Below are 21471 nucleotides of genomic sequence, written 5' to 3' on the forward strand. Positions count from 1 at the left end.
CTCACGCCTTCACGGTGCCGAAGCGACGGTCGCGCAGGCCGAAGCGGTGCACCACATCCGCAAAGACTTCCGCCGTGAAATCGGGCCAGAGCGTGTCGATGAATTCATATTCCGCATAGGCCGATTGCCAGAGAAGAAAGTTCGAGATCCGCGCCTCTCCCGATGTGCGGATCACCAGATCGGGGTCGGGCAACACATGGGTGTCGAGGTATTTCGGGAAGGTTTCATCGCAGACGTTGCGCGGGTCCAGCTTGCCCATGGAAACGTCATAGGCAAGGCGCTTGGCCGCCCGCGCCACCTCGTCCCGACCGCCGTAATTCAGGGCGATCGTCAGGTGCACGTGGTCGTTGTCGGCGGTCAAAAGCTCCAACCCGTCCATCAGGTCGACGAGCGCAGGCTCCAGCCGCACGCGGTCTCCGATGAAGCGCACCCGGACACCCTCGTCCAACAGATTCTGGGCCTCGCGCCGGATGTAGCGCTTGAAGAGCTTCATCAGCCCCGCAACTTCGGTCTGTGTCCGCTTCCAGTTTTCCGTCGAGAAAGCAAAGATCGTGAGGTATTTGACCCCCAGATCGGGCGCTGCCCGGACGATCTCCCGCACACGCTTGGCGCCCGCATGGTGCCCCACCAGCCGCGGCCGATGCCGCATCTGCGCCCATCGCCCGTTGCCGTCCATGATGATGGCGACGTGCTTGGGTGACTTGCTGGTATCAGACATGTGACGTCCTCTCAGTGCGTCATCGTCGGGAAAGGGGTGGCGCGCGGCCTGTTCGGACCGGCGCGCCGTCACCCTTGGCGCGCTCAGACCTGCATGATCTCTTCTTGCTTGGTCTCCAACTGATCGTCGACGCGCTTGATGAACGTATCGGTCAGTTCCTGCACGGCGGTTTCCCAGAATTTCTGGTCATCCTCGCTCAGTCCGTCGGCCTTGGCCTTCTTGATCTGATCCATCCCGTCACGGCGCACGTTGCGCACCGCCACGCGGGCGTTCTCGGCGTAGGTGCCCGCCACCTTGGTCAGGTCGCGGCGCCGCTCTTCGTTCAGTTCCGGGATCGGCAACATGATGATGGTGCCGTTAAGCTGCGGGTTGATCCCGAGCCCGCTCTCGCGAATGGCCTTCTCGACCTTGCCCACAAGGCCCTTGTCCCAGACGTTGACAGTCACCATCCGCGGCTCGGGCACGTTGACCGTGCCAACCTGGTTGATCGGGGTCATCGCGCCATAGGCGTCAACCATCACCGGCTCCAGCATCGAGGCGCTGGCGCGTCCTGTCCGCAAGGAGGCGAATTCGGTGCGAAGCGAAGAAATCGCCCCCTCCATCCGTCGCTCCAGATCATCGGTGTCGAGCATGAAATCGTCGGACATGTTATCCTGGCCTGCTTTTGTTTCTTTACTGCCGTCGCTTGTAACCTGCCGCGGGGAGGTTCGACAACACTCCATCTGGGGTCTGATTCATCGCGCCCGTGCACGGCTTCTTTACCTTTGATCCCTACCGTCACCGCCTCTGACCCAAGGAGGCGCGCGATGTCGTATTCGACAGTGAACCATATCTTCATCGGCAATTTCGCCATCATGGATAATGATGAAAGTGATTGGGACACCGACAACGCCGACGCGGTGAAGGGAACCTACGACGTCAACGACATGGAATTGATCTCGGTGACGCAGTTCGACGCCGGCGATGACGGCGTCCTCTATGATGATGAGGGCGGCACGGGGGATTCGATCAGCTATACGACCAGCCAGGGCAGCTATTCCGGCCCGGTCGATACCTCGATCCTCTACGACACGGTCATCACCGAAAAGGACGGCTCGAGAACGTCGATGGAAGTCATCGTGAAGCAGATGCCGAACGGCGACACCTTTATCGTTGATTGGGAAGATCGCGGCTCCCTCGACAACATGCAGATCACGAAGATCGAACTGAAAGCCCCCGCGACGACGAATTACGTCGGCGCCTACACGACTTACTCGGTCGACAATACCTCCGTCTGTTTCGCCTCCGGCACCTTGATCGACACACCGAGAGGACCCATCCGGATCGAGTTCCTGCGCCCCGGCGATCTGGTTGATACGGCCGACAACGGCCCACAGATTCTGCGCTGGATCGGCGGCCAGATGCTGGCCACCCCCGGCCGCCACGCACCGATCGTGATCAGCCAGGGCGCCTTGGGCGGCGGCCTGCCAACGCAGCCTCTCTCCGTCTCGCCGCAACACCGCATCCTCGTGCGCTCGCCCATCGTGCAGCGGATGTTCGATACCGATGAAGTCCTGCTCCCCGCCAAGCGGCTGCTGGACCATCCCGGCATTTCACAAGGGGCCGCAGACAGTCCCGTCTGCTATTGGCACATGCTTTTCGACCGTCACGAGGTTGTCCGCGCCCACGGCATCTGGGCCGAATCCCTCTTCCTCGGACCCGAAGCGGTGAAATCCATCGGAGAGGACGCAATCGCCGAAATCACCGACATCTTCGCCGTCGACAGCTTGGATGCCCTGATTGAGCTGACGGGACAAACCGCCCGCCCGGTGCCCGAGCCCGCGCGCCAGAAACGCCTGGTCGCGCGTCAGACAACAAACCTGCGCGCCTGGCAAAGCCCGCGATTGGCAGGCCAAGCCGCGCCTAGTCGTGAACGCGGGTAAAGGTGCCTTTCCCCGACAGGATGGTGCGAAAGCCGCCGGGCTCATCGAGCGAAAACACGATGATCGGCAGGTCATTCTCCCGCGCCAAGGCAATCGCGCTCGCGTCCATCACGCCAAGATGCTGCGCCAGCACCTCGTCATAGGTGACGCTCTCATAGCGTTTGGCATCGGCATGCTTGGCCGGGTCCTTGTCGTAGACGCCGTCCACCTTGGTGCCCTTGAAGATTGCCTCGCAATCCATCTCCGAGGCGCGCAGCGTCGCCGCGGTATCGGTGGTGAAATAGGGGTTCCCGGTGCCCGCGGCGAAAATGCAGACACGCTTTTTCTCCAGGTGCCGGATCGCGCGGCGGCGAATATAAGGCTCCGCCACCTCGTTCATGGTGATCGCCGAGATGACCCGCGTGTAGACCCCAAGGCTCTCCAACGCCCCCTGCATCGCCAGCGCGTTCATCACCGTGGCCAACATTCCCATGTAATCCGCGGTGGTCCGCTCCATCCCCTGCGCGCTGCCCTGCAACCCGCGGAAGATGTTGCCACCGCCGATCACGAGGCAGATCTCCACCCCAAGCGCATGCACCGATTGGATCTCGCGCGCGATACGCTCCACCGTGGGCGGGTGCAGCCCGAACCCCTGGTCGCCCATCAACGCCTCGCCGGAGATTTTCAACATGACGCGCGTGTAGCGAACGTCGTCCCCGGAATTTGCGTCAGAGGTGACATCATTTGGCATGGAGCTGATCCTTGTTTGATATTGCGGCGCACAATGATCTAAATGGCCCGCCGGTTCAACGCCCGATAGGGTGGTTTTGCCGAAGTTGACGCACATCTGGTAAGCCCTTGATCGATATCTCCACCATCGCCCCGGACAAACCGGTTCTGATCGCGGGCCCGACGGCGTCAGGCAAGACGGCGCTGGCCATTTCGATCGCCCAGGCCCAGGACCGCGTCATCGTCAACGCAGACGCGCTGCAGGTCTACGACGGCTGGCGCATCCTCACCGCGCGCCCCTCCGCGACGGAGGAGGCCGCAGCCCCCCATCACCTTTTCGGCCACGTGCCCTTCACGGCGCATTACGACGTCGGCCAATGGCTCCGCGACGTCACGCCATTTCTCGCCTGGAACCCCGTCATCGTGGGCGGCACCGGCCTCTACTTCCGCGCCCTCACCCAAGGCCTGGCGGACATCCCCGCCGTTCCACGCGACATCCGCGCAGAGGCCGACGCGCTGCCCTTCGACCAGCTCCTGAACGAGCTTTCCACGCAAGACCCGACCCTCACCGCCCGGATCGATTGCAATAACCGCATGCGCGTCCAGCGCGGGTGGGAGGTGCTGCGCGCCACCGGCCGTCCCCTCTCCGATTGGCAGGACGAGACCGCGCCGCCCCTCCTGCCCCTGCACGCCACCAGTGCTCTCGCCCTGATGCCCGACCGAGACTGGCTGAACGACCGCATCGCCCGGCGGTTCGACCAGATGATCGCGGGCGGCGCCCTGGATGAGGCCAAAGCCAACCTCCCCCGGTGGCCGGACGCCGGCGGCGCGGCCAAGGCCATCGGCGCACCGGAACTCATCGCCCACCTGCAAGGCTCCCTCACGCTCAAAGCCGCGCGGGAAGCCGCGGTGATCGCGACCCGGCAATACGCCAAACGCCAACGCTCCTGGCTCCGCTCGAACACAAAGGGTTGGACCCAGATCACCCTACCCTGACCCCTTCCCCGTTCTGACAATATCCCGGGGGAACGCCGCGGCGCAGCCGCGTCGTGGGGGCAGCGCCCCCCTTCCTCCCGATAACCTCCGCTCCGATAACCTCCACCCCACCCCGCATTTTCCCGAAGATCGCCCCTAGGCAGCACCCGCGCCCCCCGCTACCCTTCCCCCATGTTCGAGACCTCCCGCAAACCCACCGTTCATGCCGTCGCCTCCTTGGGCAAATTGCGCATGCAGGGCGCGTGGCGTGTCGAGCTTCTGCACTCCTCCCCGCGCAACCGCCTCTACTGGATCACGCGCGGACAAGGGCGCGTCACGGTCAACTGCGTCACCCGCGGCTATGGTCCCAACACCGCCGTCTTCGTCCCCGCGCGGGTGACGATGGCGCTGGAACTGGCCTCGCAGACCCAGGGGCTCGAGCTCTGCCTGCCCCCGGACAACAGCCTTCAATTGCCCGAGGATCCCTTCCACCTTCGGGTCTCCAACATCGAGAGCCAGGCCTCTCTCACCTCTCATATCGAGAAGATCGAGGGTGAGCTGGCCGCCCAGGCGCCCGCGATGGATCAGGCTTTGACGGCCTATTCCCTTCTCGTCTCCGCGTGGATGGCGCGCGAATTGGCGCGGCAGGAGGGGATGATCATGCGCGACGCCTCCCACCGCCTGGCCGAGATGTTTGCCACAAGGATGGAAGCGGACTTCCGCTCCGGCAAGGGCGTCGCGAGCTACGCGAAAGCGCTGCAGGTCACGCCGACACATCTGAGCCGGGTCTGTCGCGACGCCTCCGGGCGCCCGGCGCTGGCACTTCTGAACGAGCGCATCATGTACGAAGCCCGGCGCCTGCTTCTGGACACGGATCTGCCGGCGCGCGAAATCGCGCAACAGCTCGGATTTTCTTCTGCCGCCTATTTCACCCGCGCCTTCAGCCAGGCCGTCGGCCGTCCTCCGAGCGAATTTCGCAAGCCGAAACTCCGCGCGTGATCGCGCCATCGCACCAAGCGCAGGCCCATCACGAGAGTTTGCGTACCTGTATACACCTTACCGGTTGCATCCTGACCTAATGTCGGTTTTGTTGGGAACAGATGTCGCAAATGAACCAAAGATGACGAAACTGACGATTGACGCTGGCACGCGAGACAGTTGCTAATGGCATCAGTTGGCTTTGAGCCCGGCCAGCCCTGGTCGCAAGCGCCTCGGCACGCGGTTTTGAGACGACACGAAAACAAGATAATGACGTCACAGGGAGACGACGACTTATGAAAGACTTTACCCACACGCGCGCCGAGGGCGGTCTGACGACCCATCCCGTCGCCGAGATGTATGCCGCCGAGCACAAGGCCGGCAAACTCGACCGCCGCGAATTCCTCGTGCGCGCCACGGCTCTCGGTGTGACGGCCGCTGCCGCCTACTCGCTGATCGGCGCACGCCCCGCGCTGGCCGATGGCCACCGCGTCACGCCCGCCATGGGCGGCACGCTGCGCATCCAGCAGGAAGTGCGCGCCCTCAAGGATCCGCGGACCTATGACTGGTCGCAGATGGGCAACGTGACCCGCGGCATCACCGAATACCTGATCGAATACCACAACGACGGCTCCTTCGAAGGTGTCCTGCTCGACAGCTGGGAAGCCAATGAAGACGCCACCGTCTACACCCTGAACCTGCGTCAGGGCATCATGTGGAACAACGGCGATCCCTTCACCGCCGAAGACGTCGCGGCCAACATCATCGGTTTCTGCGACAGCACCGTTGAAGGCAACTCCATGGCCACCCGTATGGGTGAGCTGGTCGATCCCGACACCGGCGTCGCCCGCGAAGGCGCGATCGAGGTCGTGGACGAGCACACCGTGCGCGTCACCTACCCCTCCCCCGACATCACCTTCGTGCCCGGCATCGCCGATTACCCCTCGGCAATCCAGCACCGTGACTACATCGGCACCAACCCTGCCGATCACGGCGTGGGCACCGGCGCCTACGAGATCGCCGAATACGAGGTCGGCGTGCAGGCCCGCCTGGTGCGCAAGGAAGGCCACACCTACTGGCGCGACACCTACCTCGACGAAATCGTCTTCGTCGACCTGGGCCAGGACCCGGCCGCATGGTTCGCGGGCGCCGAGGCCGACGAATTCGACATGACCTACGAGACGGTCGGCGAATTCATCGACCTCTTCGACGCGATCGGCTGGAACAAGGGCGAGGTCATCACGGCCGCGACCGTCGTGATCCGTCCGAACCAGAACAACGCCCCTTACGATGACGTGCGCGTGCGCAACGCCATCCAGATGGCGGTCGACAACCAGGTCTGCCTCGATCTCGGGGTGAACGGCCAGGGTGTTCCGGCGGAAAACCACCACGTCTGCCCGATCCACCCGGAATACGCCGAGCTGCCGCCGCAGGTCTTCGATCCGGAAGCGGCGCGCGCGCTGCTCGAGGAATCCGGCCATGCGGATACCGAGTTCGAACTGATCTCGATCGACGATGATTACCGCAAGAACACCACCGACGCCGTCGCCGCGCAGCTGCGCGACGCAGGCTTCAACGTCACGCGGACGATCATCCCCGGCTCCACCTTCTGGAACGACTGGACCTCCTACCCGTTCAGCTCGACCAACTGGAACCACCGCGAGTTGGGCGTGATGATCCTCAACCTCGCCTACCGGACCGGTGTGCCGTGGAACGAGAGCGGCTTCTCGAACGAAGAGTTCGACCGCCTGCTGACCGAGGCCAACGGCATCCAGGACGCGGACGAGCGCCGCGAGATCATGGTCCGTCTGGAGACGATCATGCAGGAAGAGGGCGTCACGATTCAGCCCTACTGGCGCTCGCTCTACAACCACGCCCGCCCCGGTGTGGTGAACGCCGCGATGCATGCGAAGTTCGAGATCAACCCGCATTACGTCGGCTTTGAATCCTGAACCAAACCAATGACCGGCGTCCGCGTATCTCGCGGGCGCCGGTTTCTCTTGAAGACCAAGCCTCGCCCGAGGCTGACCGTACCGGCCAAACCAGACCCGTCCACCACTGACAGAGGCCTGGACCGTGCCATCAAGGTGCCGCACGCAACGCAACTTGCCGCCCGTGCCACCCAGACACAGGGGATACTTTAATGGGGGCTTTCATCCTCCGCCGTACCGGCGTGATGATTCTGACCGCACTCTGCCTGACACTCGTGGTGTTCTTTCTCACCAACTTGTTTCCCAACCTCGAGAAACTCGCGAAGACCCAAGGCAACGCCCGCATGACCGACGAAGAAGTCGTCAGCTGGCTCGATCGCAACGGCTATGGCGGCCCGATGTTGTTGCGCTACGGAGAATGGTTGGGCGTGGTGCCCGGATGGACCCGCGTAGACCCCGATACCGGCGAAGTGACCGGCCGCTGCATCGACTTCGACAGCGATCCCGAAGACGCCCCGACCTTCTGCGGCCTCCTGCAAGGAGACCTCGGCTTCTCCACGGTCTCCGATGAAGAGGTCGAGAACGTCCTGCCCGGCCGCCTTCTGCTGACCCTCAAACTCATGGGATGGGCCTTCGGCCTGATGGTGCCGGCGGCGCTTCTGGTGGGCATCCTCGCGGGCATGCGCGAAGGCTCGCGCCTTGACCGGTCGCTATCCACTTTCTCCATCGCCTCGACCGCGACGCCGGAATATGTGTCGGGCGTGATCTTCATCGTGCTCTTTGCCTCCACCACCGCGGGCGTTTCCGGCGTTCTCACGGAATGGGGCTGGCTTGGCGGCGATGGCTGGCTTGGCGACCGGCGCACGCTGTTCCTGGGCTCGGCCCGCTCGGCGATGGAAGACATCACCTTCTGGAACTTCACCCTGCCCGTCACCACCATCGCGCTTTACGGCATGGGCTACATCGCACGGATGACCCGCGCCTCCATGGCCGAGGTGATGACCGCGCAATACATCCGCACCGCGCGCCTGAAGGGTGTCAGCTTCCGCAACATCGTGCTCAAGCACGCGCTGCGCAACGCGCTGATCGCGCCCTTCACCGTCATCATGCTGCAGTTCCCGTGGCTGCTGACCGGCGTGGTGATCGTGGAGACGCTGTTCAACTACAACGGCTTTGGCTGGACCATGGTCCAGGCGGCATCGAACAACGATATCGAGCTGCTTCTGGCCTGCTCCATCGTCGCCGTCTTCGTGGTCCTGCTCACGCAGCTGATCTCGGACATCGGCTACGTCTTCCTCAACCCGCGCATTCGCATTTCCTAAGGAGCCAGAGCAATGGAACAACTGACCTGGTCCGGCTCCTTCGGAGCCTTTCTCAACCCCCTGATCCTCCTGTCCGTGGCGATCTTCATCGTGGGCTTCCTCGCGAATTTCGTGCTGACCATCGCAGGCGTGCGGGCGGGAGAGTTGGAGTTCAACGGCGACGGCACCATGTCCGTGCGCAAGACGCCCATCGACTACGCGTTGATGGTCATGAAATACGCCGTGCTGCTCTTCGTGGCCTGCTGCGCCGGCTTCATCATCGGCGGGATCGTCCTGCCAACGATCGAGCAGAAAGGCATCCTCGGTGCCATGGCGGAACGTCTTCTGCCGGTCTGGATTGCGCTGATCGTGACCTTCGCCATCTCCATCACCTACAAGCGCAAGCTCGGCCTCTACGGCAAGCTGTTCGACAGCCCCATCGGCATGGCGGGGTTCTTCCTCGTAATGTTCTGGGTCTTCGCGGCGATCTTCTCCGGGGTCTTCCCGCTGGTGCCGACCCATGGCGCGATCGACCTGATCTCGGGCCTGCGCAACGACCTGCCCGGCACCCCCCTGCCCGACAACGAGCTGGAGGAGGGCGTTTACCCCTACTACCTCCTGGGCGGGGACAACCTCGGCCGTGATGTCTTCAGCCGCGTGTTCTTCGGTGCCGCCGACGTGCTGCGGATCACGCCCATCGCCACGCTCTTCGCCTTCATGGTCGGCATCACCCTCGGCCTGCCAGCGGGCTACTTCGGCGGACGGCTCGACTCGGCGCTGACGTTCATCGCCAACCTCGCGCTCGCCTTTCCCGTCATCCTGCTGTTCTTCCTGCTCGTCACGCCTGAAATCGTGGCAGCGGGCGTGCCGCAGTACATGTCGATGGTCCTGTTCCTGTTCCCGATCCTGTTCCTGATCGTCCTGTTCAACTCGCGCTTCCACACCGCGCCGATGAAACGGAACATCTACGTGGGGATCGCGGCGCTCGTCGGCTTCTGGGCCTATTTCTCGCTCATCTCGAATGCCAGCGATCCCGACGCGCCCCTGCGCTTCTGGCCCGAGGCGCTCGACGGCTTCGACGTGGCGGGCAACCTGCTGATCGTCTTCGTCTCGGTGGTCTTCGTGAACTCGCCCACGGTGTTCCGCATCGTGCGCGGCATCACCTTGGACGTCAAAACCCGAGACTACGTGGCCGCCGCGCAGACCCGTGGGGAAGGCCCATGGTACATCATGCTGTGGGAGATCCTGCCAAACGCGCGGGGGCCGCTGATCGTCGATTTCTGCCTGCGCATCGGCTACACCACGATCCTTCTGGGAACGCTCGGCTTCTTCGGCCTCGGCGTCAGCCCGGAATCGCCGGACTGGGGCTCGACGATCAACGAGGGCCGCCGCTTGCTGACGATCTACCCCCACCCGGCCCTGCCGCCCGCGCTGGCATTGATGACGCTGGTGCTTGGCCTCAACCTGCTGGCCGACGGCCTGCGCGAAGAAAGCTTGAAGGACTGATCGGTCCGCCGCGCGGCGCGCATGATGCGCCGCGCGTATGCACAGGGTGTGTACAGCCCGGTGTACCAAAGTCACAGCCGCCGACAGGCCGGTCAGTTAAGGAAAACTAACATGGTCGATACCATCGCAGACGACGTCAAAGCTGTCCCGGAACGCTACGACGGCCCGATTCTGGAAATCGAGAATCTCTCGATCTCATTCTTCACCCGCCTGCGCGAAATCCCCGCCGTGATGGATTTCTCCTGCACGGTGATGCCCGGCGAAGCGATGGGTCTGGTGGGCGAGAGCGGCTGCGGCAAATCCACCGTGGCGCTTGGCGTCATGCAGGATCTGGGCGTCAACGGGCGCATCGTCGGCGGCACCATCAAGTTCAAGGGCCGAGACCTGAACCAGATGTCGCCCGAAGAGCTGCGCGACCTGCGCGGGTCCGAGATCGCGATGATCTATCAGGAGCCGATGGCCTCCCTGAACCCGGCCATGAAGATCGGCAAGCAGCTGATGGAAGTGCCGATGATCCACGAAGGCGCCTCCGAGAAAGACGCCTATGATCTCGCTTTGGAAGTGGTGCGCGACGTCCGCCTGCCCGACCCCGAGCGGATGCTGAAGAGCTATCCGCACCAGCTTTCCGGCGGCCAGCAACAGCGTATCGTGATCGCTATGGCGTTGATGTCAAAGCCTTCCTTGCTGATCCTTGATGAACCGACAACGGCGCTCGACGTGACCGTGGAAGCGGGCATCGTCGATCTGGTGAAGGGTCTGGGCGAGAAATACGGCACCTCGATGCTGTTCATCTCCCACAACCTCGGGCTGGTGCTGGAAACCTGCGACCGGCTCTGCGTCATGTACTCCGGCGAGGCGGTGGAGACCGGCTCCATCGAGGATGTCTTCGACGAGATGCAGCACCCTTATACGCAGGCGCTCTTCCGCTCGATCCCGTTGCCCGGCGCCGACAAGAACGCGCGCCCCCTCGTGGCGATCCCCGGCAACTTCCCCCTGCCCCACGAGCGCCCGCCCGGTTGCAACTTCGGCCCCCGCTGCGACTATTTCGTCGAAGGCCGCTGCGACGCGCAGCCGATCCCGATGATCACGGTGCCCGGCAACGATCGCCACGCAACCCGCTGCATCCGCTTTGACGAGATCGACTGGAACGCCCCGATCGAGCTTGCCGCGACAACCGAAAAGGCCCCCATCGGCGACGTGGTCCTGAAGGTCGACAACCTGAAGAAATACTACGAGGTCGCAGCCAACGCCCTCTTCGGAGGCGGCGACAAGAAAGTCGTAAAAGCCAACGAAACCTTAAGCTTCGAGGCCCGCGAATCCGAGACGTTGGCCATCGTGGGCGAATCCGGCTGCGGTAAATCCACCCTCGCGAAAGTGCTGATGGGGCTGGAGACGGCGACCGATGGCACCATCGTCATGGGCGGCAAGGAAATCCAGGGTACGGCGATCGAGGAGCGGGACACAAAGACAGTCTCGAACGTGCAGATGGTGTTCCAGAACCCCTTCGACACGCTCAACCCCTCGATGACCGTGGGCCGTCAGATTATCCGCGCGCTCGAGGTCTTCAAGATCGGCAAAAGCGATGCCGACCGGCGCAACCGGATGCTGGAACTGCTCGACCTCGTGAAGCTGCCGCGCGCCTTCGCGGACCGGATGCCGCGTCAGCTGTCAGGCGGCCAGAAACAGCGCGTCGGCATCGCCCGCGCCTTTGCCGGTGACGCCAATATCGTGGTGGCGGACGAGCCCGTTTCGGCGCTCGATGTCTCTGTACAGGCCGCCGTGACCGACCTGCTGATGGAGATCCAACGCCGCGAGAAGACCACGCTGCTGTTCATCTCCCACGACCTCAGCATCGTGCGGTATCTGAGCGACCGGGTGATGGTGATGTACCTCGGCCATGTGGTGGAGATCGGTGACACGAACCAGGTATTCAGCCCGCCCTATCATCCCTACACCGAGGCGCTTTTGTCGGCTGTGCCCATCGCCGATACCTCCGTCGAGAAAAAGCACATCGTGCTGGAAGGCGACATCCCCTCGGCCATGGACCCGCCCCCCGGCTGCCCGTTCCAGACGCGGTGCAACTGGAAATCCGAAGTGCCCGGCAACCTCTGCGAGGAGCAGGTGCCGCCGATGAAGACGCTGGCGAGTGGTCATCAGATCAAGTGCCATCTCGCCGACGATATCCTCAAGCGGATGGAGCCGGTGATCAAGATCGCGGCGGAATAGGCATCAGGCCGCTGGAGCAGGATCAGCCCGCGCTGCCGATGTTCCCGGCGGCGACGGCGACAGATTTCACCACGGCAAAGCCCTGCCATCCCGGCGCCAGTGCCATTGCCTTCGCAGAGCGCCCGGTGACGCGGGCGAGCAGCAGGTCATCGCCCGCGCGCAGCTGCACGATGACCCCCGGCCCCGCTCCGTCGCGCAGCGCGATTGCCGTGACCGGGACCACGTTCAGCGCCGATATACCCTCGGGCCGAGACGCCGCAAGCATGATGTCCTGAGCCTCGATGCGAACGCGCAATCTTGCGCCGACCGGCTGCGAAACATGGGGAAGCAGCAGTTCTCCGGCGGACCAGGTTAACGCCGTTAACCCATCGTCGTGATGGGCGGCGACAGTGACTTCCACCAAGGCCCCTGCCTCGCGCACGCCGATGATCGGCACCACGTCGGGGTCTGACAATACCTCGGCAGTTGGTCCCACGCGCATGACGCGGCCAGCCTCCATCGCGACGACCGTGGTGGCGAGACGCGCGATTTCGGCCACGGAGTGAGAGACGTAGAGGATCGGGATGCCGACGTCATCGCGCAACCGTTCGAGGTACGGCAGGATCTCGGCCTTGCGTGCGTCGTCGAGCGCCGCGAGCGGCTCGTCGAGGATCAGCAACCGCGGTTGGCTCAGCAGGGCGCGCCCGATTGCAACCCTTTGTGCCTCGCCGCCCGACAAGGCGCCGGGGCGGCGGTCCAGAAGATCGCCGATCCCCAACATCTCGACAATTGGCCCCATCGCGCCCCCGCGCATCCCGTAGCGCAGATTGTTGCGCACCGACATATGCGGGAAGAGGCGCGGTTCCTGAAAGACGTAGCCGATGCGGCGTCGCGGAACCGGCAAGCCGTCGATGGCACCACCGGCCACCTTGACCCGCGCCTCGTCTGCGTGAAGAACACCCGCTACAGCCTTGGCAACGCTCGTTTTTCCGGCGCCAGATCGGCCGAAGAGTGCGGTCACGCCGGTCGGCGCCTCGAAGTCCACATCGAGGGTGAACCCTTGGAAGGCGTGTTTGATCCGGACCTCAAGCATCCTGCCGCCCGATCCGCTTGCCGACCCGCCGCGCCATGATCTCGGACACCAGAAGCGCGCCCATCGCCACCACGACCGAAACGACGACCAACCGCCAGGCCGCACCCTCGCCACCGGGCACCTGCAAGAAGGCGTAGATCGCCGAGGGGACGGTGCGGGTCTGGCCGGGGATGTTGGACACGAAGGTGATCGTCGCGCCGAACTCGCCCATTGCCTTGGCGAAGGCGAGGACCGTCCCCGTCAGGATGCCCGGCGCCATGAGCGGTAAGGTAATCGTGGTAAACACCCTTAACCTTGACGCGCCAAGGGTGCTGGCTGTCTCTTCCAGCTTCGGGTCCACGGCCTCCAGCGAGAGGCGGATCGCACGCACCATCAGCGGGAACGCCATGATCGCGGCCGCCAGCGCCGCCCCGGTCCAACGGAAGGCCACGCCCAGACCCATCGCCTCCAGCAAAGACCCCAGAGGCGCCTGCGGACCAAAGCTGATCAGGAGCAGGTAGCCGGTGACGACGGGCGGCAGGATCAGCGGCAGATGGACCAGCCCGTTAAGAAGCCCGTGGCCGAAAAAGCGTTTGCGGGCAAGGATATAGGCCACAACGATCCCAAGTGGGAGGCTGAAGGCCGTCGCCGTCAGGGCGACGCGCAAAGATAGCGCCACGGCTTCCCATTCGGCGGGGCCAAGAAAGCCACTCATTCCGCGACCACCCCGAACCCTGCCTCGGTGAATATCGCCCGCGCGGCGGGTCCGGTCAGGGCCTGCAAGAGAGCTTCCGCGGCTTCTCCGCCCCTTGGGGTCAAGGCCACGGGGTATGTGATTGCGGGATGCGTGGCCTCGGGTATTTCCGAGAGGACCGTCACGCGCGGTTCCTGGGCGGTGTCGGTGGCATAAACGATCCCGTAGCGCGCCGCGCCGAGCGCGACCAGTTGCAGCGCGGCGCGGACGTTGTCGGTCTCAATCACCTGAGCGCGCACGTCGTCCCAGTGCCCCTGCGCCTCGAGCGCGGCACGGGCGTAAATTCCGGCGGGCACGGCGTCGGTCAGGGCGAGCGCCAATCGCTCGGATCCGATATCCTGCGCGAGCGTGTCAAAACTCGCCGCGGCTCCGTCTGCGCCGATGAGCACGAGGCAGTTGCTGAGCAGCGCCCGCCGTGTCTCCGGTTCCAGAAGCGCAGCGTTCTCCAGTTGGTCCATCCAGTCTTCATTGGCGAGGAGAACCAGATCCGCGGGGGCACCAGCCTCGATCTGTCGGGCCAGCGTCGATGACCCGCCGTAGGAAACCGAAACCCCATGGCCGGTGTCGCGCTCGAAATCCGCCACCACCGCATCGAGGGGCCCGGCCAAGCTGGCGGCGGCAAACACGAGCACGTCTTCCGCACGCGCCGGCGCCGCGATCATTGTGCAAAGTAGCCAGGTGAGGAAAAACGACCGCATGGCCGAGACTATCGCCCGCCGCGCGATCTTCGGCAAGCGCCCTCGCGCTGCTCGCCATCACGTCAGCGTCACATTGGAACCTGTTGTGATTGCTCAGAAAACACGTGTCCGGCGCTACGTGGAAAAGAAAAAAGGGAGGGCACCAGGCCCTCCCCGAGGTTCGCTAACCAGACTCTCATATTTGACTGCCCGTCGTGTTCTGCCTGCGGCCTGATCAGCGTCAAGGGCGAGCGCACCCGCCCCGGAACTCAGGTGCCGGGTCTGGTGAGGACCCCGGCACCCGAATGGGAACGGGGGCGGACAGTGCCGCCCCCGGTGTTGTGTCAGCTACACCCGGACGTCCCGCCGCAGGTGTTGCACTTCATGCAGGTGCCGTTGCGCACCAGCGTATAGTTGCCGCATTCGCCGCAAGCCTCGCCCTCGTAACCCTGCATCTTTGCCTTTGTGCGGGCGTCGATGGAGACGGAGCCGGTGGAGACAGCCGTGGTCGACGTGGCTGCCGCCATGGTCCCGCCGCCCGACTTGGTCTCGGGCACGAGGGTTTCCAGCGTGGCGACCGGATCGGTGCTGACGCCGCCCTGCAGCACGTGAAGCTCCTGCGGGGCGCGGTTGCGGAGGTAGCCGGTGGAAGCCACCTGCTTGAGCACATCGACGGCGGACGTGGCGCGGGAACCCGGCACTTCCTCGAAGTTGCGCACACCCTCGTCCTGTCCCCGACCCACGCTGTCGAAGGTCTCGCCTTCGGGCTGGACGTGGGCAAGATCGGTGCGGTCCAGATAGGACACGGCCAGCTCGCGGAAGATGTAGTCGAGGATCGAGGTCGCGTTCTTGATCGTCTCGTTGCCCTGCACCATGCCCGAGGGCTCGAACTTGGTGAAGGTGAAGGCGTCCACGAACTCCTCCAGCGGTACGCCGTATTGCAGGCCGACCGAAACCGCGATGGCGAAGTTGTTCATCATCGCCCGGAAACCGGCACCTTCCTTGTGCATGTCGATGAAGATTTCGCCCAGGTTGCCGTCGGCATATTCGCCGGTCCGCAGGTAGACCTTGTGGCCGCCCACGATGGCTTTCTGGGTGTAGCCCTTGCGACGCTGAGGCATCTTCTCGCGGCCGCGGGCGATCTCCTTGACGATGATCTTCTCCACGACCTTCTCGGCCAGCACGTTGGCCTTCTGCTGCGGTGTGCCGGTCTCGAGGATTTCGGCGGCGTCGTCGTCGTCTTCCACCAGGGCCGCGGCGAGCGGCTGCGACAGCTTGGAGCCGTCACGGTAGAGCGCGTTGGCCTTGACGCCGAGGGACCAGGAGAGCTCGTAGGCTTTCTGGCAATCCTCGATCGAGGCGTGGTTGGCCATGTTGATCGTCTTGGAGATCGCACCCGAGATGAAGGACTGGGCGGCGGCCATCATGTGGATATGGCTATCCACGCTCAGGTACCGCTTGCCCTTCTTCCCGCAGGGGTTCGCGCAGTCGAACACGCTCAGGTGCTCGTCCTTGAGGAACGGTGCGCCCTCCAAGGTCATGGTCCCACAGACGTGATCGTTTGCCGCCTCGATATCGGCCTTGGAGAAGCCGAGGTGACGCAGCAGGTCGAACGTGGGATCGTTCAGTTTTTCCGCAGGGATTCCAAGGGTTTCGGTGCAGAAGTCCGCGCCGAGGGTCCACTGGTTGAACACGAAGCGGATGTCGAATGCCTGAGGCAGTGCCTCTTCGATCTTGGCGATTTCCGCCGGGCCGAAGCCGTGGCCGATCAGGCTGGTGTGGTTGATGCCGGGGGCCTGACCGATGGTGCCGTGGCCGACCGCATAGGCGATGATCTCTTCGATCTGGCTGGAGGAATAGCCGAGGCCTTCCAGTGCCGCCGGGACCGACTGGTTGATGATCTTGAAGTAACCGCCGCCGGCGAGCTTCTTGAACTTCACCAGGGCGAAGTCGGGCTCGATGCCGGTGGTGTCACAATCCATCACCAGACCGATGGTGCCGGTGGGCGCGATGACCGTGGCTTGCGCGTTGCGGTAGCCATGGGCCTCACCGAGGGTCAGCGCCTCGTCCCATGCCTGTTTCGCAAGACCAACCAGCGTCTGGTCGGGGCAGTTGGCGTGATCGAGCGCGACGGGGTTCACGTTGACCGCCTCGTAGCCGTCGGTCTTGCCGTAGGCCGCGTTGCGATGGTTGCGGATCACCCGCAGCATGTGCTCGCGGTTTTTCGCATAGCCAGCGAAGGGGCCAAGCTCCGAAGCGATCTCGGCGGAGGTGGCATAGGCCACGCCGGTCATGATCGCGGTGAGCGCGCCGCAGAGGGCACGGCCCTCGGAGGAGTCATAGGAGTGACCCATGTTCATCAGCAGGCCGCCGATGTTGGCAAAGCCGAGACCGAGGGTCCGGAAGTCGTAGGACCGCTGCGCGATTTCCTGCGAGGGGAACTGCGCCATCATCACGGAGATTTCCAGCGTCAGCGTCCACAGACGGCAGGCGTGGATGTAGCTTTCCGCGTCGAACGTGCCGTTGTTGTAGAAGGTCAGCAGGTTCATCGAGGCGAGGTTACAGGCCGTGTCGTCGAGGAACATGTACTCGGAGCACGGGTTGGAACCGCGGATCTCGCCGTCTTCCGGGCAGGTGTGCCAGGCGTTGACGGTGTCGTGGTACTGGATGCCGGGATCGGCACAGGCCCAGGCAGCGTGGCCGACCTTCTCCCACAGATCGCGGGCCTTGATCGTCTTGGCGACCTTGCCATCGCGGCGGTTGAGAAGCTCCCAGTCGCCGTCGTTCTCGACGGCCTTGAGGAAGGCGTCGGTCACGCGGATGGAGTTGTTGGAGTTCTGGCCGGAGACCGAGTTATAGGCCTCGCTGTCCCAATCCGTGTCGTAGGTCGGGAATTCGATCGAGGTGTGACCCTGCTTGGCATAATCCAGCACGCGCTTCACGTAAGTCTCGGGGATCGCGACCTTTTTGGCCTCGCGGATTGCCTGCTTCAGCGCCTCGTTCTTGGTGGGGTCCACGGCGTCATCGAGCGAGCCGTCCCACGTCTTAATCGCGCCGAAGATCCCGTTGAGCATCTTCTCGTGCATCTTGGAGCCGGCGACGATGGAGGCCACTTTCTGCTCTTCCAGCACCTTCCAGTCGATGAATTCCTCGATATCGGGGTGATCGGCATCGACGATGACCATCTTGGCCGCCCGACGGGTGGTGCCGCCGGACTTGATCGCGCCCGCCGCGCGGTCGCCGATCTTCAGGAAGCCCATCAGGCCGGAGGATTTGCCGCCACCCGACAGCTTCTCACCTTCGCCACGCAGATGGCTGAAGTTGGTGCCGGTGCCCGAGCCGTATTTGAACAGGCGCGCCTCGCGGACCCAGAGGTCCATGATGCCGCCGTCGTTCACCAGATCGTCCTGCACGCCCTGAATGAAGCAGGCGTGGGGCTGCGGGTGCTCGTAGGACGAGGTCGATTTCGTCAGCTTGCCGGTCTTGTAGTCGACATAATGGTGGCCCTGCGCTGGACCGTCGATGCCATAGGCCCAATGCAGGCCGGTGTTGAACCACTGCGGGCTGTTGGGCGCGGCCATCTGGCGCGCCAGCATCAGCTGCATTTCCTCGAAATAGGCCTGCGCGTCGGCCTCGGTGGTGAAGTAGCCACCTTTCCAGCCCCAGTAGGCCCATGCACCGGCAAGGCGCCGGAAGACCTGCTTGGCGGACGTCTCGCCACCATAACGCTGATCTTCCGGCATAGCCTCCAACGCCTTCTCGTCGGCCACGCGGCGCTGAAGGAATACGGGCACACCCTTTTCCTTCACGGGCTTCGTCGCGGCAGGAACGCCTGCCTTGCGGAAGTATTTCTGGGCGATCACATCCGACGCGACCTGGCTCCAGCCAGCGGGCACCTCGACATTGTCGAGCTTGAACACGACCGTCCCGTCCGGGTTGCGAATTTCCGACGTCGTCGTCGTGAAAGTCTGGTCCGCGTAAACATCTGCGCCGTCGCGGGTAAATCGCCGTTCAATCTTCATGAATCTGCCTCTTTATCTCTCACCAGAGCCTGCCGGCCCAAATCCCATTGAAAAGCGGTCTGCCAGGGTCTTCTGCCCTCTGACCGTTCTATTTCTGCGGAGCGGATAACCAATCGAAGACGCGCATCTGTCCGGTCGCCCGCAGTAGAGCCGCGGTCGGCAGTCAAATCGTGTTTCCGTATCGTCCTTGCTGAGGTGTCCCTCTGCCCCCGCCGACATGCGCTATATGTGGTAGCGCTTGAGCCGACAAACACTAAGTGACGTATTTGGACCAAGCCGGTCAATCTCTTTTTCCTAAAATTCCACAGGAAAAAAATCTTGCAATCGAGCCCAGTTGTATCCGCCTCGAAGGCCCGGGTGATTCCGTCACCGAGGGCTGCGCGTTAACCTTTAAAGGGTTTTCCTTTAAAGCAGGCGGGATAGCCGACGGCGTGCATGTCACGTAGCGTAAGGCACCCTCGGACTCGCGACAGATCCCCCGCAGATTCCGGTGAGATTCCCCAGACACAACATATAGCGCCCCTATGACAGAAAAGTCACAGACAACACCATATGCGGAGATACCGAGCCCTTTGGCTACGAAATCCGGGATCTGCTGGAAAAGTGGTCGGGGCGGCGAGATTCGAACTCACGACCCCCTGTACCCAAAACAGGTGCGCTACCAGACTGCGCCACGCCCCGACCGTGCGCTGCTCTTATCCAGAGACAGGCAGGGTGTGCAAGCCCTCATGCCCGATATCTTAGTCGGAACAGGGCCAGAGCGCCGTTTCCTGCGCAACAGAGGTATGGCGCATTTCAGAGCCCACATCGATGCCCAGGGTCTCGGCCATGCCGCCGTTGATCTCGAGCACATAGACGATGTCATCACTGCCCCCCGGGATCGGGGTGCGGTCGAGCGGGATGGCGTTCTCGTGAATGTTGAGGACCTCGCCCGTCTCACCTACGAAAATCATGTCGAGGGGGATCAGCGTGTTCTCCATCCAGAAGCTGACGTGCTGCGGTCGGTCATAGACGAAGAGCATCCCCGCCAGCCGTGGCATCTCGGCCACGTGCATCAGGCCGCGGGCGCGTTCCTGCACGTCGTCGGCCACTTCGACACGGAATCGCGCCGTTCCCCAATCGCCGCGCAGCTCCACACGGTCTTCGCTGCACCGCGCCTGTGCCGGCTGCGCGAGAGCCGCCGCCGTGGCCAATGTCGCCGCGAATGTCATCAGTCCGGGAAGGGCGTTTCGCATCAGATCAGACCTCGTCTCGTTGCCGTCGCAGCGCCATCGCCCCGCAATCGGAGAGAGGCGCCTATATCGCGTCCCAGGTACGCACCTCGGCAGCCATCTTGCCGCGCGGACCCTCGACCACCTTCATGGCAATCGCCTCGCCCGGCTGCAACTCCGTAAACCCGGAGCGCCGCAACACTTCGACGTGAACGAACACATCTTCGGACTTCTTGAAGACGTTGGCGAAACCGAACCCCTTCTCGCGGTCGAACCATTTCACCCGCGCGGCAACCAGGGGGACATCCGTGGCGTCTGGAAGCTCGGGCGCCGGACGCGTGCGCACCGGCAGCTCTTCCTCGGTCGCCTCGATCGCGATGACCTCAACCGCCTGAACGCCCCGGTCGGTGGTTTGAGCGCGCAACATGACGCGCGCGCCCTCGGTAATGGAGCCCCGGCCAAAATTCCGCAGAACATTGGCATGCAGAAGGATATCCGGGCCGCCCTCATCGGACAGCACGAAGCCGAACCCTTTCGTGGTGTCAAACCACTTGACCTGGCCCGTTACCTTGGCGCTGTTGGCACTGCTTTCTGCGCAACCCAAGACGAACTCTCCTACCGCATTAAACATGGTTAATGGTGGCATCATGGGGGGTGCGCACAAGCCCAAACAAGGGCACGATTTCAAAGGGTTGCAATTTCACGTTACGTGAAATTGCATATTGGCAACACTAAAGTCAGGTTGCCTTAGGGTAAACTAGGGGTTGAGGCGCTGGACGGTCCATGGCTGATCCGGACCGGCGCGGCGCCATTGAAACCGATCATGCAGCCGGAACGCGCCGTCGGCCCAGAACTCGATTTCGGTCGGGATGATGCGGAAGCCACCCCAGAACGGCGGGCGCTCGGGATCGGTGCCTTTCTCGGCCGTGATCCGGGCGACATCGGCCATCAGCGAGGTGCGGCTCTTCAGCGGCTTGGACTGGTCCGAGGCCCAGGCACCCAGACGGCTCTTGAGCGAGCGGGACTTGTAGTAGGCGTCAGCCTGCGGCCCCTCTTCCCTCTCGGTCGTGCCGCGCACGCGCACCTGACGGCGGAGGCTCTTCCAATGCATCACGAAGGCGGCCTTGCCGGTGGCGTCGATCTCCTGCCCCTTGGCGGAGCCGTAGTTGGTGTAGAACACGAACCCGCCCTGCCCCGCGCCCGGCGCTTCGATCTCTTTCAGAAGCACCATTCGCGCATTCGGCATCCCGCTGGCGTCCACCGTGGAAAGCGCGATCGCGTTGGGGTCATTGGGCTCGGCGGCTTCGGCTTCCGCCAGCCAGCTCTGTGCCAGAACGAAGGGGTCATCGCCTGCAAAAATACCGGTTCTCTCGTTCATTCCCTGCCTCCAGATCGGGTTTCCTCTCCTGAGCTAGCGGGCAACAGCACGACCGGCAAGAGCCACCGCGACGCGCCTAGTTCTTGATGCCATGCAGGCGACGCCCTAAGAGA

At 63.5% G+C, this 21471-nt stretch carries 17 protein-coding genes and 1 tRNA gene; 7 read left to right on the forward strand and 11 right to left on the reverse strand.

Annotation, left to right across the window (positions count from 1 at the left end):
* Nucleotide 1: 1 nt before the first annotated feature.
* Both uppS and frr read right to left on the reverse strand, forming a co-directional pair.
* Nucleotides 2-718: a polyprenyl diphosphate synthase gene (gene uppS / locus KYE46_RS11015; protein WP_219000672.1), complete on the reverse strand. Its 717-nt coding sequence runs from the start codon at nt 716-718 to the stop codon at nt 2-4.
* Nucleotides 719-801: 83 nt separating this feature from the next.
* Nucleotides 802-1365, reverse strand: coding sequence for a ribosome recycling factor (gene frr, locus KYE46_RS11020; RefSeq protein ID WP_219000673.1), 564 nt, complete (start codon nt 1363-1365; stop codon nt 802-804).
* Between the two features lie 159 nt (nt 1366-1524).
* Between frr and KYE46_RS11025 the strand changes: the two genes are divergently transcribed.
* Nucleotides 1525-2640 carry a Hint domain-containing protein gene (locus tag KYE46_RS11025; RefSeq protein WP_219000674.1) on the forward strand — a complete coding sequence of 372 codons (1116 nt, stop codon included), beginning with the start codon at nt 1525-1527 and terminating at the stop codon, nt 2638-2640.
* On the opposite strand, the gene pyrH is transcribed toward KYE46_RS11025, so the two are convergent.
* Nucleotides 2621-3370 carry a UMP kinase gene (pyrH, locus tag KYE46_RS11030; RefSeq protein WP_219000675.1) on the reverse strand — a complete coding sequence of 250 codons (750 nt, stop codon included), beginning with the start codon at nt 3368-3370 and terminating at the stop codon, nt 2621-2623. The two genes, KYE46_RS11025 and pyrH, sit on opposite strands and share 20 nt — an antisense overlap.
* A 107-nt stretch (nt 3371-3477) precedes the next feature.
* Between pyrH and miaA the strand changes: the two genes are divergently transcribed.
* The 6 genes from miaA (at nt 3478) to KYE46_RS11060 (ending at nt 12265) form a co-directional block, all read left to right on the forward strand.
* On the forward strand, nt 3478-4344 hold the full coding sequence (gene miaA / locus KYE46_RS11035; protein ID WP_219000676.1) for a tRNA (adenosine(37)-N6)-dimethylallyltransferase MiaA: 867 nt from the start codon (nt 3478-3480) through the stop codon (nt 4342-4344).
* A gap of 171 nt (nt 4345-4515) precedes the next feature.
* Nucleotides 4516-5322: a helix-turn-helix transcriptional regulator gene (locus KYE46_RS11040; protein ID WP_219000677.1), complete on the forward strand. Its 807-nt coding sequence runs from the start codon at nt 4516-4518 to the stop codon at nt 5320-5322.
* Nucleotides 5323-5597: 275 nt separating this feature from the next.
* Nucleotides 5598-7253, forward strand: a complete 1656-nt coding sequence (locus KYE46_RS11045) for an ABC transporter substrate-binding protein (protein WP_219000678.1) — start codon at nt 5598-5600, stop codon at nt 7251-7253.
* A gap of 191 nt (nt 7254-7444) precedes the next feature.
* Entirely contained in the window at nt 7445-8554 is a 1110-nt protein-coding gene (locus KYE46_RS11050; protein ID WP_219000679.1) for an ABC transporter permease, read from the forward strand.
* Nucleotides 8555-8566: 12 nt separating this feature from the next.
* Nucleotides 8567-10039, forward strand: coding sequence for an ABC transporter permease (locus KYE46_RS11055; RefSeq protein ID WP_219000680.1), 1473 nt, complete (start codon nt 8567-8569; stop codon nt 10037-10039).
* A 111-nt stretch (nt 10040-10150) separates the two neighbouring features.
* Entirely contained in the window at nt 10151-12265 is a 2115-nt protein-coding gene (locus tag KYE46_RS11060) for a dipeptide ABC transporter ATP-binding protein (protein ID WP_219000681.1), read from the forward strand.
* A 22-nt stretch (nt 12266-12287) separates the two neighbouring features.
* Here KYE46_RS11060 and modC read toward each other — a convergent pair whose 3' ends face one another.
* The 8 genes from modC to pdxH form a co-directional block, all read right to left on the reverse strand.
* The gene (gene modC, locus KYE46_RS11065; protein WP_219000682.1) at nt 12288-13337 is read right to left on the reverse strand and encodes a molybdenum ABC transporter ATP-binding protein; all 1050 of its coding nucleotides are present in this window, start codon (nt 13335-13337) and stop codon (nt 12288-12290) included.
* Nucleotides 13330-14031, reverse strand: coding sequence for a molybdate ABC transporter permease subunit (gene modB / locus KYE46_RS11070; protein WP_219000683.1), 702 nt, complete (start codon nt 14029-14031; stop codon nt 13330-13332). Before modB ends, modC begins: the two co-directional genes overlap by 8 nt.
* Nucleotides 14028-14768 (reverse strand): molybdate ABC transporter substrate-binding protein, encoded by a 741-nt coding sequence (gene modA / locus KYE46_RS11075; RefSeq protein WP_219000684.1) that lies wholly within the window; start codon nt 14766-14768, stop codon nt 14028-14030. Before modA ends, modB begins: the two co-directional genes overlap by 4 nt.
* Nucleotides 14769-15091: 323 nt before the next feature.
* The gene (locus tag KYE46_RS11080) at nt 15092-18769 is read right to left on the reverse strand and encodes a vitamin B12-dependent ribonucleotide reductase (RefSeq protein WP_219000685.1); all 3678 of its coding nucleotides are present in this window, start codon (nt 18767-18769) and stop codon (nt 15092-15094) included.
* 604 nt (nt 18770-19373) lie between these two features.
* Nucleotides 19374-19450 (reverse strand) — tRNA-Pro (locus tag KYE46_RS11085).
* A 59-nt stretch (nt 19451-19509) separates the two neighbouring features.
* A complete protein-coding gene (locus KYE46_RS11090; protein WP_247716819.1) occupies nt 19510-20004 on the reverse strand; it encodes a DUF192 domain-containing protein in 495 nt (164 codons plus the stop codon).
* Between the two features lie 61 nt (nt 20005-20065).
* Nucleotides 20066-20611, reverse strand: a complete 546-nt coding sequence (locus tag KYE46_RS11095) for a cold-shock protein (protein WP_219000686.1) — start codon at nt 20609-20611, stop codon at nt 20066-20068.
* 126 nt (nt 20612-20737) lie between these two features.
* Nucleotides 20738-21358, reverse strand: coding sequence for a pyridoxamine 5'-phosphate oxidase (pdxH, locus tag KYE46_RS11100; protein WP_219000687.1), 621 nt, complete (start codon nt 21356-21358; stop codon nt 20738-20740).
* Between the last annotated feature and the right edge of the window lie 113 nt (nt 21359-21471).

It is taken from the genome of Gymnodinialimonas ceratoperidinii (genome assembly GCF_019297855.1).
Taxonomy (GTDB): domain Bacteria; phylum Pseudomonadota; class Alphaproteobacteria; order Rhodobacterales; family Rhodobacteraceae; genus Gymnodinialimonas; species Gymnodinialimonas ceratoperidinii.

Coding starts and splice junctions, on each gene's coding strand:
- uppS (WP_219000672.1), bottom strand. CDS start 718: ATGTCTGATACCAGCAAGTCACCCAAGCACGTCGCCATCATCATGGAC.
- frr (WP_219000673.1), bottom strand. CDS start 1,365: ATGTCCGACGATTTCATGCTCGACACCGATGATCTGGAGCGACGGATG.
- KYE46_RS11025 (WP_219000674.1), top strand. CDS start 1,525: ATGTCGTATTCGACAGTGAACCATATCTTCATCGGCAATTTCGCCATC.
- pyrH (WP_219000675.1), bottom strand. CDS start 3,370: ATGCCAAATGATGTCACCTCTGACGCAAATTCCGGGGACGACGTTCGC.
- KYE46_RS11040 (WP_219000677.1), top strand. CDS start 4,516: ATGTTCGAGACCTCCCGCAAACCCACCGTTCATGCCGTCGCCTCCTTG.
- KYE46_RS11045 (WP_219000678.1), top strand. CDS start 5,598: ATGAAAGACTTTACCCACACGCGCGCCGAGGGCGGTCTGACGACCCAT.
- KYE46_RS11050 (WP_219000679.1), top strand. CDS start 7,445: ATGGGGGCTTTCATCCTCCGCCGTACCGGCGTGATGATTCTGACCGCA.
- KYE46_RS11055 (WP_219000680.1), top strand. CDS start 8,567: ATGGAACAACTGACCTGGTCCGGCTCCTTCGGAGCCTTTCTCAACCCC.
- KYE46_RS11060 (WP_219000681.1), top strand. CDS start 10,151: ATGGTCGATACCATCGCAGACGACGTCAAAGCTGTCCCGGAACGCTAC.
- modC (WP_219000682.1), bottom strand. CDS start 13,337: ATGCTTGAGGTCCGGATCAAACACGCCTTCCAAGGGTTCACCCTCGAT.
- modB (WP_219000683.1), bottom strand. CDS start 14,031: ATGAGTGGCTTTCTTGGCCCCGCCGAATGGGAAGCCGTGGCGCTATCT.
- modA (WP_219000684.1), bottom strand. CDS start 14,768: ATGCGGTCGTTTTTCCTCACCTGGCTACTTTGCACAATGATCGCGGCG.
- KYE46_RS11080 (WP_219000685.1), bottom strand. CDS start 18,769: ATGAAGATTGAACGGCGATTTACCCGCGACGGCGCAGATGTTTACGCG.
- KYE46_RS11090 (WP_247716819.1), bottom strand. CDS start 20,004: ATGCGAAACGCCCTTCCCGGACTGATGACATTCGCGGCGACATTGGCC.
- KYE46_RS11095 (WP_219000686.1), bottom strand. CDS start 20,611: ATGTTTAATGCGGTAGGAGAGTTCGTCTTGGGTTGCGCAGAAAGCAGT.
- pdxH (WP_219000687.1), bottom strand. CDS start 21,358: ATGAACGAGAGAACCGGTATTTTTGCAGGCGATGACCCCTTCGTTCTG.